At 53.1% G+C, this 16,130-nt stretch carries 13 protein-coding genes; 7 read left to right on the top strand and 6 right to left on the bottom strand.

The window, feature by feature from the left end; genetic code table 11:
- Window positions 1–2: 2 nt before the first annotated feature.
- Window positions 3–2,291 (bottom strand): hypothetical protein, encoded by a 2,289-nt coding sequence (locus NYE74_RS21325; protein WP_051985487.1) that lies wholly within the window; start codon window positions 2,289–2,291, stop codon window positions 3–5.
- Window positions 2,292–2,509: 218 nt separating this feature from the next.
- Here NYE74_RS21325 and NYE74_RS21320 point away from each other — a divergent pair, with 218 nt between their 5' ends.
- Together NYE74_RS21320 and NYE74_RS21315 are read left to right on the top strand one after the other, a co-directional pair.
- On the top strand, window positions 2,510–3,352 hold the full coding sequence (locus tag NYE74_RS21320) for a helix-turn-helix transcriptional regulator (protein WP_051985486.1): 843 nt from the start codon (window positions 2,510–2,512) through the stop codon (window positions 3,350–3,352).
- Between the two features lie 119 nt (window positions 3,353–3,471).
- Entirely contained in the window at window positions 3,472–4,437 is a 966-nt protein-coding gene (locus tag NYE74_RS21315; protein WP_036623550.1) for an aldo/keto reductase, read from the top strand.
- Between the two features lie 61 nt (window positions 4,438–4,498).
- On the opposite strand, the gene NYE74_RS21310 is transcribed toward NYE74_RS21315, so the two are convergent.
- Window positions 4,499–5,626: an ankyrin repeat domain-containing protein gene (locus NYE74_RS21310; RefSeq protein WP_036623547.1), complete on the bottom strand. Its 1,128-nt coding sequence runs from the start codon at window positions 5,624–5,626 to the stop codon at window positions 4,499–4,501.
- A 139-nt stretch (window positions 5,627–5,765) separates the two neighbouring features.
- Between NYE74_RS21310 and NYE74_RS21305 the strand changes: the two genes are divergently transcribed.
- The 5 genes from NYE74_RS21305 (at window position 5,766) to NYE74_RS21285 (ending at window position 12,101) form a co-directional block, all read left to right on the top strand.
- On the top strand, window positions 5,766–6,482 hold the full coding sequence (locus tag NYE74_RS21305) for a response regulator transcription factor (RefSeq protein WP_036623546.1): 717 nt from the start codon (window positions 5,766–5,768) through the stop codon (window positions 6,480–6,482).
- Window positions 6,479–7,483 (top strand): sensor histidine kinase, encoded by a 1,005-nt coding sequence (locus tag NYE74_RS21300; protein WP_036623544.1) that lies wholly within the window; start codon window positions 6,479–6,481, stop codon window positions 7,481–7,483. Before NYE74_RS21305 ends, NYE74_RS21300 begins: the two co-directional genes overlap by 4 nt.
- Window positions 7,484–7,654: 171 nt before the next feature.
- The gene (locus NYE74_RS21295) at window positions 7,655–8,425 is read left to right on the top strand and encodes an ABC transporter ATP-binding protein (RefSeq protein ID WP_036623543.1); all 771 of its coding nucleotides are present in this window, start codon (window positions 7,655–7,657) and stop codon (window positions 8,423–8,425) included.
- A complete protein-coding gene (locus NYE74_RS21290; RefSeq protein WP_036623541.1) occupies window positions 8,400–10,334 on the top strand; it encodes an ABC transporter permease in 1,935 nt (644 codons plus the stop codon). The genes NYE74_RS21295 and NYE74_RS21290 overlap by 26 nt, the downstream gene beginning before the upstream one ends.
- Before the next feature lie 333 nt (window positions 10,335–10,667).
- The gene (locus NYE74_RS21285; RefSeq protein WP_316561152.1) at window positions 10,668–12,101 is read left to right on the top strand and encodes a DHA2 family efflux MFS transporter permease subunit; all 1,434 of its coding nucleotides are present in this window, start codon (window positions 10,668–10,670) and stop codon (window positions 12,099–12,101) included.
- Between the two features lie 62 nt (window positions 12,102–12,163).
- Here the strand turns inward: NYE74_RS21285 and NYE74_RS21280 are convergent, their stop codons facing one another.
- The 4 genes from NYE74_RS21280 to NYE74_RS21265 form a co-directional block, all read right to left on the bottom strand.
- The gene (locus NYE74_RS21280; protein ID WP_036623538.1) at window positions 12,164–13,087 is read right to left on the bottom strand and encodes a copper amine oxidase N-terminal domain-containing protein; all 924 of its coding nucleotides are present in this window, start codon (window positions 13,085–13,087) and stop codon (window positions 12,164–12,166) included.
- A gap of 121 nt (window positions 13,088–13,208) precedes the next feature.
- On the bottom strand, window positions 13,209–13,940 hold the full coding sequence (locus NYE74_RS21275; RefSeq protein ID WP_036623536.1) for a hypothetical protein: 732 nt from the start codon (window positions 13,938–13,940) through the stop codon (window positions 13,209–13,211).
- A complete protein-coding gene (locus tag NYE74_RS21270) occupies window positions 13,937–14,656 on the bottom strand; it encodes an ABC transporter ATP-binding protein (protein ID WP_051985485.1) in 720 nt (239 codons plus the stop codon). Before NYE74_RS21270 ends, NYE74_RS21275 begins: the two co-directional genes overlap by 4 nt.
- 568 nt (window positions 14,657–15,224) lie before the next feature.
- On the bottom strand, window positions 15,225–15,809 hold the full coding sequence (locus tag NYE74_RS21265; protein ID WP_036623535.1) for a TetR/AcrR family transcriptional regulator: 585 nt from the start codon (window positions 15,807–15,809) through the stop codon (window positions 15,225–15,227).
- Between the last annotated feature and the right edge of the window lie 321 nt (window positions 15,810–16,130).

Here is a 16,130-nt window from a genome sequence, read left to right as displayed (position 1 = left end):
TATTATCTGAGGGTAATGATAAAGGATTTGCTTTCTCCGGGCTGAATCGTTGCTTTGAAAATGACGGTTGCGCAGCCGTTGTGATAACCGTTTTCCACGCGGTCTCTAGCGGGCTTGCCGTTTATGAACGCCTGGGCACTTGCGGCTTGTTCGCAGGGGAGCTCCACAAGCACGGCCACCGCCCGGGCGCCGATGTTGGCCGCGATCGCTTCCGCAACATTCCCCTCCTGGCGGTAGGAGAGGTTAAACGCGCCGCTTCCTAGCCTTACGCCTTCCCAGGCGAAGGAACCGGCGGCGCGCAGTGGGCGAAAAGACAAGCGGTGCGCGGGAGCATCATAGGCTATTCCCAGAATCTGCGAGACGAACAGGCCGGAAAATACCCCCGATGCCCAGCCGCATTTGCCGCAGTTGTGGTGCCGGACCACATCTCCGTATCGCGCGCCGTTAAGATAAGGCCACCACCAGAGCGAGCCGTCTGCGTCGGTCAGCTTGCGGATTTGCGTAAAATAGCCGTCCGTTCCGGACATGGAGGCGAAGTCGGTAATCATGCCCATACCGCTCATGTAACCGGGAAACGTGCAGGCGGCGTGATCGCCCCACTGAATGCCCCTGGATTCCGGATTATAGGTCGGATTATGGGGGCTTAGCGAAAATTGCATATAATGCCGGTACGCCGGATCGTCATAGGCGGCATACCCGTACAGCGGCATGAGAATCGTATCCGATTCCTCTCCATCATGATGGAACAGGTCGATGGAGCCGCTTTTCGTCAAATGGCCGATGAACTGCATGCCGAAATCCGCGTAACCCCCGGCGTACCTGCTCGCATCGTCTTTTAAGGTGTCGCTTCCGGCGCTGGTTCCTTCCGTATACTGGAGGCCGAAAGGGCCCTCCGCCGTATTGAGCCGCTGCAAATCGTCCTTGATCCGCGCGGCGATGGTCCGGTAATGTTCGGCGGTTTCCGTATCCCCGAACACCTCGCCGACGATGCGGGCGTAATGGCGGAAAGCGGCCCAGGCCACGACGTTGGAGCCCGTGTGGTAGTCGCCGAGCGAATAGGCGTCCGACAGCCAGACCGAGGGAAACAGCCATGGACCGTCTTGCTTGCGGGTCCGAAGCGTCTCCTCCAGCAGCCTGCGAAAGCTTAAATCGATCTCCGGGTGGTCCAGGAAAAAGCGTTTGTCTCCAGTACTTCGGTAGTATAGACCGGCCATGACTACGGAAGACAAAGAGTTGCTAAGCGAATGGGATATACCGCCGGGATAGCGGTTGCCGGGCGGCCGGACTCCGTGCTCCAAAAACCACCGTACGCCTTGCTTGAACAGCTCCGGCTCGGCCGTTTCAAAGGGGAGGAAGGAATAGTACATATCCTTATTCCAAGTGAACTCGGTCGTCGGATATGTTCCCCAGTTCGCTCCAGCGACAGCGCCATGGTGATCCATGGCGATCGAGCCAAAGCATTGCAGCATCGCCCGTTCATGGAATTCCGCCGCGAACGGGTCGTCTCTCATCTCCAGCCGCCCAAGCATGCCGCGGAAATACGCCCAGGTCTCGTTAAGCCAATAGAGTGTGCCTCTTTCTTCGACAAGCCGGAGCGTCCGCTCTCCGGGAGGGGAAATTACGACCGGCACCCAAACGCTCTGCCCTGGAGCAAGATGAAAGGGAACTGCAGCGTTCGCTGCGTCCCAATCGTCCATTTCCACGGGATAAATGCAGAAGTCCGGCCCGGAGAATAACCGCTCCTCTTCGGTATCCGGGCGCGGCAGCGTCACTTCGCCATAAACATCCCGGCCGGACCGATTTTCCACATGCAGGCCGTAAACCGCTCCCCGCAGGCGCGCCGTACCGTCGGCGGAAATGGGGGCGAAGGTGAGCAGCGTAGCCTGAACGTCCCCGAACCGGTATTCGGTAACGGGGAATAAATTATCAAGCAGGGAGGTGGCGTAAGGGAGATCGTCCCGGCCCAGGTCAACCCCCTGCCCGCCCAGCTTCAACCCAAAAGCGTACGGCCCCGTTTTGCGGAAGTCTTTGCACATCCAGACACCGGGAATGTTGTCGCTGGCATATTGGCCGTTATAAACGGTAACATATTTGACCGAACCGTTCATGTTTACGTTGACGAGTATTTTATTATTGGAAATGTCGAAAGTCAGTTCAGGGTCGGGCAGCTTGCGCCCAAAAAAACTCAACTCGTCATTTGCGGCAAACCGCCCGTTCTCGTAGACGACGCCAAAGTAACGGCTTTTGGGCTGCGCCAAAGCTTCGCTGATGGATTGAAACGATTGCGGCATAATCTGCATTCTCCTTTGCACATCCAAATTTAGCGTTCTGCAGCGCTTTCCTTCATTATTTAGGGGCAGACCGCTTAAAGATATAGGAGAATTTTTTGAAAATGGGATTTTTTATAGCGCTTTCATCGCGACATCCCTCTCCTTAACGCTGTTGTCGGTGCACAAAGCCATGATACAATTTGGTTTACGAACCTAGTCAAGAGAAAGAGGCGGATCTCATGCTCGACCAAAACGGGATTAACGGTAATCTCGTAAGCACGGACTTGAACAGCACCCGCGCCAAAACGCTGGGCGATTATTTGAAATCGCGCCGGGCCCGGCTGCAGCCGGAACAGGCGGGTTTGCCAAAATCGCACGGCCAGCGCCGGACGCCGGGCTTGCGGCGTGAAGAGGTTGCGATTTTGGCGGGCGTTAGCGCAACCTATTACACGTGGCTGGAGCAGGGTCGGGAAGTTGCCGTATCCCGGGATGTGATCGAAAGCATCGGCAAGGCGCTTAGGCTGAGCCCGGATGAGCATATGCATTTGCTCAAGCTGTGGAATGCCAACGAGCCCGAAGCGGTGACGAAGATTACGACGGAAGTGAAACCGCAGTGGAAAGAAATTGTAGATGCGATGGCTTTTCCTTGTTTCATCAGCAATGACCGGGCCGAGCTGTTGGTGTGGAACCGGGCGGTCGATGAATGTATAGCGGACTTTTCGGCGCAGCCGCAGGGACAGCGGAATATGATGACCCTGCTGTTCACCGATCCGGAAATGCGAAAGCGCCTGATCAACTGGGAAGAGATGGCGGCGCATTCGGTGGCGATTTTCCGCACTTCCTATGACAAATATGCGCATGACCCGTGGTTTGCACAGTTCGTGGCCGAGCTCTCCAGGGAATCCGCTGAATTTGCGGACCTTTGGCAGCTGCATCGTGTGGAAGTGAAGAGGGTGACCCGGGTTTTTTACCGTGGATCTGACGAAAATCAAGTTTTTGTTTACGATATTAATTCATTAGCGTTTACGACGGATCATCCCGACCTGCACCTTTGCATTTATACCCCGGTGTCAGCCTGTTAATGCCATTACCAGTAAAAGCGTACTGTGGCTGCGCTTTGAACCGCGTTTTAGAATAAGATCATGTTTTAACGATCCATTTTTAAAGCTGCGGAAAAGAGGGGATTAAGCTGGGAAATACGATAACACAAAGGAAACTCGGAAGCCTTGGGCTTGAAGTGTCGGCCCTTGGTCTGGGCACGATGATGATGCCGGACAACGAAGAGTCGGTTCGTACCATACACGGCGCGCTGGATCTTGGCGTTACGCTGTTCGATACGGCGGATATTTACGGAGAGGAATTTATGAAGGGAAAGTTCGGCGGCAATGAGCGGCTGGTCGGCCGCGCCTTGAAAGGACGCCGGGACAAGGCCGTAATTGCGACCAAATTTGGCATTGTATCGCCGGATCTGAAAGCACACGGACACCCCGCCTATGTAAAAAAATCGGTAGACGCGAGCCTGCTGGCGCTTGGCGTGGATTATATCGACCTCTATTACCAGCACCGCATCGATCCGCATACGCCGATCGAGGAGACGGTGGGCGCGATGGCGGAGCTGGTCCAGGTCGGCAAAATACGCTATATCGGCCTATCGGAAGCGACCGCCGAGCAAATTCGCCGCGCGCATGCGGTGCACCCGCTTACCGCGGTGGAGACGGAATATTCGCTGTGGAGCCGCGAAGTGGAGGATGAGGTGCTGCCCGTACTGCGTGAACTCGGCATCGGTTTTGTGCCGTACAGCCCGCTTGGCCGCGGGTTCCTGACCGGACAAATCCGCTCCTTCGACGATCTGCCCGAAGATGATTACCGCCGTTATTACCCGAGATTTCAGGGCGAAAACTTCAATAAAAACCTGGAGGTCGTGGCTCTCATCGAAAAGTTTGCCGCCCGCAAAGGATGTACGGCATCTCAACTGGCGCTCGCCTGGCTGCTTGCGCAGGGAGATCAGATCGTGCCGATTCCCGGCACGAAGCGGCTGGACCGGGTCCGGGAAAATCTCGGCGCCCTGGAGGTGACGCTCAGCGCGGAGGAACTGGCGGAAATCGAACGCATTTCGCCGAAAGGAGCCGCGGCGGGAGCGCGTTACCCGTCATTTTTGCAGTCTTGATAAACACGAGACAGCCGCTTCCGCAAGTCTGGTTTAGATTTGCGGAGCGGCTGTCATTTATTTACTTGGCGCCATGTTCGATCAGCAGTTGCTTGATTTTGAGGCCGTTTGGATCATCTTCGTCGACATTTTGCAGAATCGTAAGTTCTTCTCCAAAGTCCGAATACGTCACGTTGACTTCGGCCCCTTGCCCGATCAGATAGCTGACCATCTCATAATCCGACTGGCTTACAGCCCGGGATAACAAGGGACATCCCAAACCATCCGCCTCATTGACATCAAAGCCGTAATTTCCTTCCAGCAGCAGTTTGGTTAGCGGCAGGTTACCAAATGACACCGCATAATGGAGGACCGATATCCCGCCTTCATCGCCCGGCCGCAGGGACAAATCGGCTCCATGCTGGATCAGATAGGCCGCGACATCCGTCCGGCCAAGCTCCACGGCGGCGAAGAAGGACGGAAATTCATGCTGGCCGAATCCCGCGTTCACATCGGCGTGATCCTGCTCTACCAACCGCTTCACCTCTTTCAAGGTCAGGTTGCCAAGTTCCGTATACAATTTTGCCGTGGCGCGTTCTTCACTGGTTGCATAGGGCTCCAATCTCTCTACGTTTCGCTGATCTTGATTCGCATAAGCGACCGTATAGGCGGTTTGGCCGGCTTTCGATTTGGCATTTACGTTCACCTTCTGCTCCAGCAAATAATCCACAACCACGTCATACTTGGTCGCTTCCTGACTATCAGATGCATACGCTTTGCTTCCGACAGCCAGCAGCAAGGCTGTCTCTCCTTGAGCGTCCGGCGTATTCAAGTCCACTCCGCAGGCCTTAAGCTTCATCAACGCCTCCACGCTTGCGTTCATCGCCGCGCCGGATAGTCCATATTCCGTTCGCATCCCATCCTCGGCTGCCAATATCACCGTCGGCCCCTCGTCATCCACCACGATATCGGCAGCGGACGCCCCGCCGCCATGCGGATAAAAAGACTCGCATTTTTCTTGAGCAACGCTTGGTTCTTTAGTATCGGCAGCCCCTTTAGTATCGGAAGAGGCGGCATTGGTTGCAGTCTCCTTCGCGGCAGCTTTGTCCACCTGGGGGTTGTTCCCGGACATATCCCCACGGCTGCCGCACGCTCCCAGCAGCACGCCGGCGATCAGCAATGCGGCTCCTGCTCCCAGCAACTGTTTCATGGTAGTCTCACTCCAGCATTCTATTTTTCCACCTATAACATGTCGGCATTTTTGGCTTTATTTTATATAGAAGCCAGGAAAAAAGTTCGGTATAGTGAATAAGACAGAGTTGCTCGGCGGGAAAGGAGAGGGATTAAAAGTGTATACGATCCTCATTGTCGAGGATGACATGAAAATCGCGGACAAGCTGGGCTCGTCCATGATGAAATATGATTTTGACGCCCGGGTTGTGGAGGATTTCAGCCGGGTCCTGGACTCGTTCCTGGAAACGCAGCCCGATTTGGTGCTGCTGGACGTTAACCTGCCGAAATTCGACGGCTTCTATTGGTGCCGGCAAATCCGGGCGAAGTCGCTTTGCCCGATCATCTTCATCTCCGCGCGCGACGGTCAGATGGATCAGGTCATGGCGCTAGAAAACGGGGCGGACGATTACATAACGAAACCGTTCGACATGGAGATTGTGATGGCCAAAATCCGCAGCCAGCTTCGCCGCGCCGTGGGGGCTTACGCCTCCGGCCGGGGGCAGGAACGGACGCTCGAATACGCAGGGATCGTGCTGTACCCGGAACGTTATATGGCCTCTTACGAAGGGAACACGATTGATTTTACGCAAAAAGAAGCCGACCTGCTGGCCATGCTGATGGAAAAAGGCGGCCGGGTCGTCAGCCGGGAGCGGCTGCTGGATATGATGTGGGAGGATCAGCATTTTATCGACGACAATACGCTGAACGTCTATATTACGAGGGTGCGCCGGAAACTGAGGGAGCTGGGAGCGGGAGACCTCATCGAAACGGTCCGGGGCGCCGGCTACCGGATCGCGGCGGACAAGGAGCCGCCCAAGGAGCCTCCGGCATGAGGCTGTTTTGGAGAGATCAGCTCTCGCTCATCCTGTTTTTTACCGTGCAAATGCTGCTTGTCCCTTTCGTCTACTGGCTGACGGGCGAAGGGCGGCCGGTGCTGGTCGTCCTGTACGGCGTTCTGCTTAGCGGATCGGTGTTGGCCGTCTACCTGGGGTTCCGGTATGTTACGCACCGGGCGATGTACAAGGAGCTTTCGGCGGAGGAGCCGTCCGGGGAGTTTCTCAATCCGCCGCTGGGGGAGGCTCCGCTGCCGGAAGCCTTCCATGAGCGGACCGCCCATTACGAGCGGTTGTACCGTGAACAGCTGCACCGGCAGCAAAGCCGGACCGAGCAGCACCTGACCTTTATGAACCGTTGGGTCCATCAGATGAAAACGCCGCTCTCGGTAATTCAGCTGACGCTCTCCGAAGTGGAGAACGAGCCGGCCGAAAGCATCCGCGAGGAGCTGGACCGGATCCGCAAAGGACTAGACATGGTTCTCTATACCGCACGGCTGGAGCATTTTGAGCAGGATTTCGCCGTCCAAGCCATCGGACTGCGCGCGGCGGCCGGCGAAGCCGTCGCCGAGAACCGCACGCTGTTCATCCGCAAGGGCATCACGCCCAAATTCGAGATCGGCAGCGAGGTGCGCGTGTATACGGATGCCAAGTGGTTTCGCTTCATGCTGGGCCAGATTTTAACCAATGCGGTGAACTATTCGGGCGGTCCCGGCAAAGCGGTGCATTTAACCGCGGAAGACGCCGGTGAGTACATCAAGCTCCGCATACGCGACGAAGGGATTGGGATTGCCCCGGAAGACATAGGCCGGGTGTTCCATCCGTATTTTACGGGAGAGCGGGGCAGGCAGTACCGCGAATCAACCGGCATGGGGCTGTATCTCGTGCGGGAAATCGCCGGCAAGCTGGGCCATGAGGTGGAGCTGAAATCCGCGCCCGGCGAAGGCACCACGATTAGCTTGACCCTGCGCAAAGCGCACGCCAATGAAGGCACATCCTAATGGGGGTGTGTCTTCTTCCGTTATGATGGACGGCCATCCGAACAAAAAGGCGAACACAACCTTATCGCAAATGTAAGGTTCGGTTCACCTAAACCGATGGCAGCCTAATGCGGAACTGGCGTAAAGTTAGGATATAATTTGCACACAGCACAGAAAGGAGCTGCTTTAAGTTTGGATATTCTTGAAGTCAAAGCGTTAAACAAAGTTTACAGCGGTAAAGTGGCCACGCAGGCCCTTACCGATATTCATCTGAGTATCCGTAAGGGGGAGTTTGTCGGCATCATGGGGCCGTCGGGCAGCGGGAAAACCACGCTGCTGAACATGGTATCGACCATCGACCGGCCGAGCTCGGGCGAAGTCAGAATCGGGGGAATCAACCCGTACAATATGAAAAAACGAGAGTTGGCGCATTTTCGGCGCAAACAGCTTGGCTTCGTGTTTCAGGATTTCAATCTGCTCGATACGCTCACCGTGGCGGAAAATATCGTCCTGCCGCTGACGCTGGACAGACGTCCGCTGAAAGAAGCGGAGGCGCTGCTGGCCCGGACGGCCTCCAAACTTGGCATTGGCGGGATTCTGAACAAACGCGTCTACGAAATCTCGGGCGGACAGCGGCAGCGGACGGCGATTGCCCGCGCCATTATCGGGTCTCCCGTGCTGCTGCTGGCGGACGAGCCGACCGGGGCGCTGGATTCCCAATCCTCGCGGGCGGTCATGGAGTCGCTGGCCGAAATTAACGAACAGGACGGGACGACGCTGATGCTAGTGACGCATGATCCGGTGGCCGCAAGCTACTGCAACCGCATCGTCTTCATCAAAGACGGCAAGTTGGCGGCGGAAATTCACCGCGGCGAGAACCGCCAGTCTTTTTTCCAAAAAATCATCGATACGCTGTCGTTCTGGGGAGGGGATACGCGTGAACTTTCCTCAATTCGCGTTTAACAACGTTCGCCGCAATGCCCGCGCTTATGTTGCCTATTTGCTGAGCAGCGCGTTTATGGTCATGATTTTTTTCACGTACGCCGTCTTTATTAATCACCCGAACATCGCCGGCTCCCCCATGGGCAACATGACCCGGACCGGCATGACGATCGCCACCGTCATCGTTTATGTGTTCGCCTTCTTTTTCGTGTTGTATTCCATCAGCGCTTTTCTGAAGTCGCGGAACCGCGAGTTCGGCATCCTGACGATCCTGGGCGCAGAATCCCGGCAGATTAACCTGCTGATTTTCCTGGAAAATATGCTGATCGGCGCCGTGGCCATCGTAACGGGGATCGCGGCGGGACTAATGTTGTCCAAAGTGTTTCTGCTCGTCAGCACCAGGATGATCGATATGGACGACTTGCCCTTTTACTGGCCCGCAAAAGCGATCCTGCTGACCGCCGGCGCGTTTGTGCTGTTGTATCTGTTTATCTCTCTGTTCACGCTGATGTTTATTCGGAAACGTCAAGTTCTGGATTTGCTCACGGGCAGCAGCAAGCCGAAAAAAGAACCGAAAGCGAACGTTTTTATTTCCCTGTTCGGCATCGCCCTGCTGATGATCGGGTATTGGGCTCTTCATGGGAAAAAGCTCGATGAGACCGGACTGTTGATCGCGGCCGTAAGCGGCATCGCCGGTACGTACTTTTTCTATTCCCAGCTGTCCGTCTGGATCATCCGAAGACTGCAGCGCAGCCGGGCGACGGCCTGGAAGGGCACGAATCTGCTGTGGATCTCCGAAATGAGCTATAAATTGAAGGATAACGCGCGCATGCTGTTTCTGGTTTCCGTCGTTGTCGCATTGGCCTGCATGAGCACCGGATTTGTTCTGGCTTCCCAGCAGGCGATCAGGGATTCTTTTATGGGGAACCCGTTCAATTTTAGATACACGGCTTACAGCGACGGGGATAAAACGAAGGCCGAGGAAGATCTTGCGTACATCGAAACAGCGCTCCGTGCGGCAGGCTTGGAATATCGCCTCGCGAAGGCGGATTTGATCGCAAACAACAGCTACACGGCGGGGGAAGAGGAGACTATGCTGATTTCGCAAACGCAGTTTAACCGCCTGGCATCGGTCATGAATATCGACGCGGTGGAACAGCTCGGCGAAAGCGAAGCGGTGCTGGTGCAAACGCCGGAAACTAAGCGTGATTATCCCCCGCAAGGGAACACGATGGATGTACGGATTGCGGAATCGGCGTACCCGTTCCATTTTGTTGCCCGGACGGACCCGGCTGCCTTTCTATCCTATAAGGGGAAGCTGCTGGTTGTCCAGGATGGGGTATTCGAGCGGCTGGAGCAGGAACATCGGGCCGGGGGAGGTTACGTGCAAAATAACACCGTCTTTATGGTTCCCGGTTCCGGCAAGCTGCCAAGCAAGGAGGACCCGGAAACGAAACTGGGCCTTGAACTGACCGAGTGGAGCCGAAGCGGACATCATGAAGGTTTCTTGCAATCGCGGGCGGAAGATTATTACACCTATAAACAAACCTTCTCTCTTTTTAGTTTTATCGGTGTATTTATCGCGCTGATTTTCTCGGTCTCCTCGGCGAGCTTTCTCTATTTCAAATTGCACACGGAGCTGACCGCCGACGCGGCGCTGTATCGCTCCCTGTCCAAAATCGGGCTCAGCAGCCGGGAGATGAACGTCTCGGCGACCATTCAGATTGCCGTTTTGTTTTTTATCCCGATCGCGGTGGCGGCGCTTCAGTCGCTGGTGGTGCTCGGGCCGGTCATGGAGATGATGAATTCGCAGAGTCCTGTTTATGTCCCTGTGCTGACCGCCTCGGCGGCTTTTCTCGCCGTCCAGATCGTGTATTTTCTGATCGTAAGAGCCCGCTATATCAGAGCGGTCAATAAAACGATGGTTTAAATTCGGCTCACGACGAAAATCAGTGCTTGACAAAATAAATGATGACGGAGATGGGGGGTCTCTCCAAACCACTTTGCACGATTATCCCTTTGGTTCAGAAAGCCAAGTCACATGATCAAACGGGATAATTGTGCAAAGCCTCCGGATAGCTAGTCTCGCTCCAGGCCACGGTCTGTTGTGGGCTTGACTGTCAAGCACTGATGATTAGGTTGAACCTTAAATTCAGCAATCCATAAGAAATGTTATCTGCGCTTTTATGTATAATAAGCAGATAGCGGGGGCACCAAACTCCTCGTGTATAAAGACACCTACGTATAGTGAAGAGGAGGAGTTATGAAGCAGTATAATACACGCGCCATCATGGCGTCCTTGCTTATCTGCGGTTTTATCGGCATGTTCAGTGAGACGGCGCTCAACATCGCCATCAGCAATCTGATGGAAGTGTTCCAAATTTCGGCGGCGACGGCGCAGTGGTTAACGACGGGCTTTCTGCTGACGCTGGGCATTCTCATGCCGCTGTCCGGTTTGCTGCTGCAATGGTTCACGACGCGGCAACTGTTTGTCGGCTCGGTGACGAGCTCGATTATCGGCACCTTGATCGCGGCGCTTGCGTTCAATTTCGAGATGCTGATGGTCGCGCGCGTCCTGCAGGCGATCGGCATGGGGCTTTTGATCCCGCTTATGTTCAATACGATTCTAGTCGTTTATCCGGCGGAAAAACGCGGCGCGGCGATGGGCTTTGTTGGTCTCGTCATCATGTTTGCGCCAGCGACCGGGCCGACCGTGGCGGGACTTTTGATCGAATATTTGACTTGGCATTTCATCTTCTGGCTATCGCTGCCGTTCCTGGTACTCGGCTTGCTCGTCGGTTTGAAGTACCTGGAAAATGTCACCGAAGTGACGAAACCGCGCATCGACCTGCTCTCCGTCATCCTGTCAACGCTTGGCTTTGGGGGCGTCGTGTTTGGCTTCAGCAAGGCGGGGGAAGGGGACGCTGGATGGACCAGCCCGATCGTTATCGCCTCGATCGCCATCGGTCTCGTTGCGCTCGCGCTGTTCGTGCTTCGCCAGCTGTTCATGCGCGAGCCGATGATGAATTTGCGCGTGTTTAAGTACCCGATGTTTATCGTCGGGCTGCTGCTGGTGCTCACTTGTATGATGATCATCTTGTCCAGCATGATTGTTTTGCCGATGTACTTGCAGCAGGGCATGAAGCTTTCGCCGTTTACCGCCGGCTTGATGCTGCTGCCGGGCAGCGCGCTGAACGGCTTCCTGTCGCCGCGGATGGGCAAGCTGTTCGACAAGTACGGTCCGAAGTGGCTTGTCCTGCCCGGGCTTGTCGTCGTGGCAGCCGCGTTATGGTTTTTCTCCGGCGTCACCCCGGTGACCTCGGTATTCTTCATCGTCGCGCTGCATATTTGCCTGATGATCGGCATTTCGATGGTGTTCATGCCGGCCCAGACGAACGGCTTGAACCAGCTGCCGCCGGAACTTTACCCGCACGGCACCGCGGTGATGAACACGCTGCAGCAGGTGGCGGGCGCGGTCGGCACCGCCGTCGCAATCAGCATCCTGACGCACGGCATGGAGCGCTATCTCGGTGCGCCCGCGGCCCCGAACGAGGTCACCGAGGTGGCGAAAGCAATGACATTGGGCTCGCACGGTGTATTCCAATTCGCCATGATCGTGACGCTGATCGGGTTGGCGCTGGCGCTGTTCATCCGCCGCGTCATCGTGTCGCACGGAGCGGCGCATCCGTCGCATTAAGCGATAAATCAAAAAAACGCTGCTGACAAATGAATGTCAGCAGCGTTTTATTAGCATTTTTATTAAAGCGCATCCAAGGCGTCTTTTACTTTTGATTCTACGGATGTATCCACATATTGTATGTTCATGACGTATCCGGCGTCTGCCGGTTTCAAGAACAGAGTGATTTTTGTGCCTCCGATGATCCACTCGCTCATAAAGTAACCTCCGTCAGCCAGAGGTATTGGCTGATTGTTCTTATCGGCAGCCGCGATATTGGTTTCCGGTTCCCCGTATTTGTCAACTAAGCTTTCGAGCATGCCATCGTAATAACTGATTAACCCGGCCTCGTCATAGTTGGGAACTGGCAGGTCATACATCCATTTGGCCAGTTTATTTTTATAAAACACGTATATTTCATCCGTGTAATCGGGCGCTTCCTGGTACCATAGGGCATAAATATCGCCCTCTTGTCCTTCCTCGATCAGCTGCTTATGGCTGAAGATCGCCTTCATTTGTTTCGGGGTTGCTCCCCACGGCGGAAGCGCGACGGTTTTCGCCGGCTTGTCCCCGATCCAGGCTATGGCCTTTGAGGCGTCCAGTCCGATCGGTTTTCCGGTTAACTGCTTGATAGCCGATAAAGGAAGATACGTAGTTCCGTTCATCGTCTTGACCACGGCAGGGAGGGTGGCATCTGACCCGTTGATTTGGGCTTTTTTGCTTCCCGTCTTCACGGTGATAGACGAGCCGTCTGAATTCGTGGCCGTAACGGCTTTCGTCTTGCTATCGACGGTCGTGGTATAACCTAGATTGGTAAGCACCGGTTTCAACGGAATGAGGGTGACATTTTTTTCTACAACCGTCGGGAATTTGGCCGATGAAAGTTTGCCGTCCACATAAAGCGTGTAAGAAGCGGGGGCGGCGGCGGAAGTTGGGGCTGTGAAAGAGAAAAGACCGATAAATGCAGCGAGGAACCCCGTAAGCGTTAAGTAAACTATTTTTTTCATAACGTCTCCTTTTATGTATTTGGTTTCAAAATCATAGGACTATTCTCTTAAATATAACATAGGCGGATTGAATGGGGGAGGAAAAAGTTGCCTGATAGACGATATTATTTTATAACCAAACCTACTGTTTATATGATAGAATAACGATTTCATTGCTTAGCTTTTTAGTCAGGAATATGCGTACGGAGGCACAAATCAATGCCAGAACGAGCAGAGTGCTGCCGGCAAACCAAATAATGGTGCCGCCATTGATAATGAAACCAAATTTTTTAATGAAAGTAGCGGGAAGCGTAGCGGCAAAAATAAACAAAAACGAACTGGCCGAAAGATAGGTTCGGATCCGCTCCGGGGATTTAGAAAGCATGGAGATTAAGGTCAATGTACTGGTAGCGAGATAAGTAAAGAGAAGGTATGTTGCCGCAAACCAAACAAAAGAAACATCTTGGAACAAATGAAGCAGCACAGTCTCATTGCTGGCCATAGCGAAACCTGCCATAAGGATGTCGAGCAAAAGGATGGGGCCGATGTTTAAACTATAGGAGGAGCGGCTGTATATGCCGGTAAGCCGGCGAACATCCACTTGGTTGGCCAGGTAATATTCACAGCGCCCCGAGCTTTTTTCCGAAATCACAATCAGACTGATGGTCAGCATATTCAAAAAGAAATAGACGGAGACATTCAACATCAAAAAAACATAGACAACGATAAACTCCATCAGGCCGGTGTTCGTTTTCAGAATTTGCAGCATGGAATTTAACGGTACGATCAACATGATGTTGAGCATGACCAGGTAGGAAGGACTTTTTAGGATATCTCTGAAATTGAGCTTATTGATCGGGTGAATGCCCATCATTTGATCCCCTCCAGCACATCAAAAAATCTTTGCTCAAGGTCTCCCTCGAACACTTGATTATTCATCGTTTCCACGATGGAACCGGCTTTCATAATTACAATCCAGTCGCTGATCTTCTGAACCTCGGCCAGATCGTGCGAGGTAAGGATGACCGTTCGGCCTTCTTCCTTTAGTTGGCTCAACACGCTGCGCATCACTCGTCTGGATTCGGGATCAACGCCGGAAGTCAACTCATCCAGCATGAGAATCGGTGTATTTCTAAGCAATGTAATCAACAGGGAGAGCTTTCTTCTCATACCCTTTGAGTAGGCAGCGACCTTATTGCCGAGCGCTGAGTCCAATTGCAGTATGGCGGAGTAACGTTGCAGCGACGCGGAAATTTGTGCGGGGTCAAGCGAAAAATAGATGCCAAAATCGCTGATGTTCTCGCGTCCGGTTTTGGCTTCGAATAGATAGTCGTTCTCCAGCAGCACAGCAATTTGATGCTCATTATTAGCATAACGGATTGTACCTTCATCCAAGGTCAACAATCCGTTCATGAGGCGAAGCAGAGTCGTTTTCCCTGCTCCGTTCGGGCCGATGATGGCGTATATGCTGTTGCGGGGCACGGCCAGAGAAACGTTATTTATAATCTTTTGGCCATTTAAAGTTTTGCCTGCGCCGGATACGAGAATAGCGTATCTTTCAATTGCTGAGGCACTTTGTGGGTGTACCATTTGCATTTCGCTCCTAGTTCCTGTGATTTGATATTTCCCCATAACAGACAATTACCACAAAAGAATCTGTTAGTGCAATGAACACATCCATTAGAATTGCCCGAAGGGAAAGCTATTCCCGGTTTTCGAGGTGACTTTGTGGATCAGTTCCGGCAGTTGTAGGAAAGCGATCGCTCCATCCGAGCGTACCTGCTTCGTACTCAAGCTTTCTTGGTCCATTGTTGAATGGAATAGTTGCAGAATGTACAGTTACTTATCCGGAAATACCGCCACAGCACTTGATTAAGTGTAAAACCTGCAATTACTCCGCTATATTTCGATTAAGAGGCAATGAGACGAGGAGTAGCTGTATGAAATGCAATTAAACGAATCATTGGGTAAATGGATATAAAGTTAGTTGTATGATCTGCAATTAATGGTGAAGAGTTTAAACGCCTACACTGGTATAAGAACTAAGAAGTATCGCCCGGACCAAGTATCATCGGTCCCGGGCGTTTTTTCGATTATATGGAAACCTATCTTATTCGGCGTTCTAATTCAACCGCGCCGCCTGTACGCGACACAACTATTACCCTATTACGGGGGCTAAACCAGCAGCAACGACCTCCAAAACATCCCGCGCCATGTCTTCCGCCGATCTATCTTGCGGATGTCTGCTCCATTCGACGGCCGATCCAAATATGCCCCAGCTTGCTATCAGAGCGGTAGTCTCCACCGTCTCTCGTGAAACGGAAGGTTCCGCTTGTTCGCTTAACCAGGTAAATAATAGGTCATTTAGTTCCTTTTGCATGGCGACCTCAAACAGCGTTTCATATTGACGATCAGCAAATGTCATATACGGACGGGTACAGAAAAGAAAATCGAAAACGATTAAAATAAGCGTTCGGAGGCTCCCTATATCGGATAAAGCAGCATTAGGCAGCTCATCCTTTAGCTTCTTTTGAAATTTATCTCTCATCCAGCTCTCAAGAAATGCGAATTTGTCTTCAAAATGCGCATAGAACGTGGAGCGGTTTACGGTCGCGTAGGACGTAATATCTTGTACGGTAATGGAAGAGACATTCTTCTTCCTCTGCTCAAGCAATTCCATAAAAGCTTGCATCAACAGTTGACGCGTCCGTTTTACACGGGGATCGTTTGTATTAGTGGGCATGTTACGCTTCTCCCTCTCCCTCAGATTATATTGGTTAACGTGCGTTTATTGGAAAGCAAAAGGACAACAAATAAGCTCGTGTGTTGTATAAGCCACAAATGCGGTTGTTTATTGGTTGTGCAGCCCAAACCGCTAAGCTAAGATTAGCACAGACAGTGCAGATTTTACTACACTGTCGGGTCAATCGCCCGTCAAAAGCAATACAAGAAAACTAGAAAGAATGGGTTCTGTGAAAGCAGTAAATACCCATTATGGTGATTGCTTGTGCAATTTATCTACGGGCTTCTTATCCAACAATTGACCGTTAGTTTAGCAAGATTA

The sequence above is a fragment of the Paenibacillus sp. FSL P4-0127 genome (assembly GCF_038007325.1).
GTDB classification, from domain to species: Bacteria; Bacillota; Bacilli; order Paenibacillales; family Paenibacillaceae; genus Fontibacillus; species Fontibacillus macerans.
The sequence above is the reverse complement of the archived record's forward strand: the minus strand, read 5'-3'. Positions and strand labels throughout refer to the sequence as shown.

What these genes read in the sequence shown, in the direction of transcription:
- NYE74_RS21325 (WP_051985487.1), bottom strand. Translation starts at nt 2,291, where the DNA reads ATGCCGCAATCGTTTCAATCCATCAGCGAAGCTTTGGCGCAGCCCAAA.
- NYE74_RS21320 (WP_051985486.1), top strand. Translation starts at nt 2,510, where the DNA reads ATGCTCGACCAAAACGGGATTAACGGTAATCTCGTAAGCACGGACTTG.
- NYE74_RS21310 (WP_036623547.1), bottom strand. Translation starts at nt 5,626, where the DNA reads ATGAAACAGTTGCTGGGAGCAGGAGCCGCATTGCTGATCGCCGGCGTG.
- NYE74_RS21300 (WP_036623544.1), top strand. Translation starts at nt 6,479, where the DNA reads ATGAGGCTGTTTTGGAGAGATCAGCTCTCGCTCATCCTGTTTTTTACC.
- NYE74_RS21285 (WP_316561152.1), top strand. Translation starts at nt 10,668, where the DNA reads ATGAAGCAGTATAATACACGCGCCATCATGGCGTCCTTGCTTATCTGC.
- NYE74_RS21280 (WP_036623538.1), bottom strand. Translation starts at nt 13,087, where the DNA reads ATGAAAAAAATAGTTTACTTAACGCTTACGGGGTTCCTCGCTGCATTT.
- NYE74_RS21275 (WP_036623536.1), bottom strand. Translation starts at nt 13,940, where the DNA reads ATGATGGGCATTCACCCGATCAATAAGCTCAATTTCAGAGATATCCTA.
- NYE74_RS21270 (WP_051985485.1), bottom strand. Translation starts at nt 14,656, where the DNA reads ATGGTACACCCACAAAGTGCCTCAGCAATTGAAAGATACGCTATTCTC.
- NYE74_RS21265 (WP_036623535.1), bottom strand. Translation starts at nt 15,809, where the DNA reads ATGCCCACTAATACAAACGATCCCCGTGTAAAACGGACGCGTCAACTG.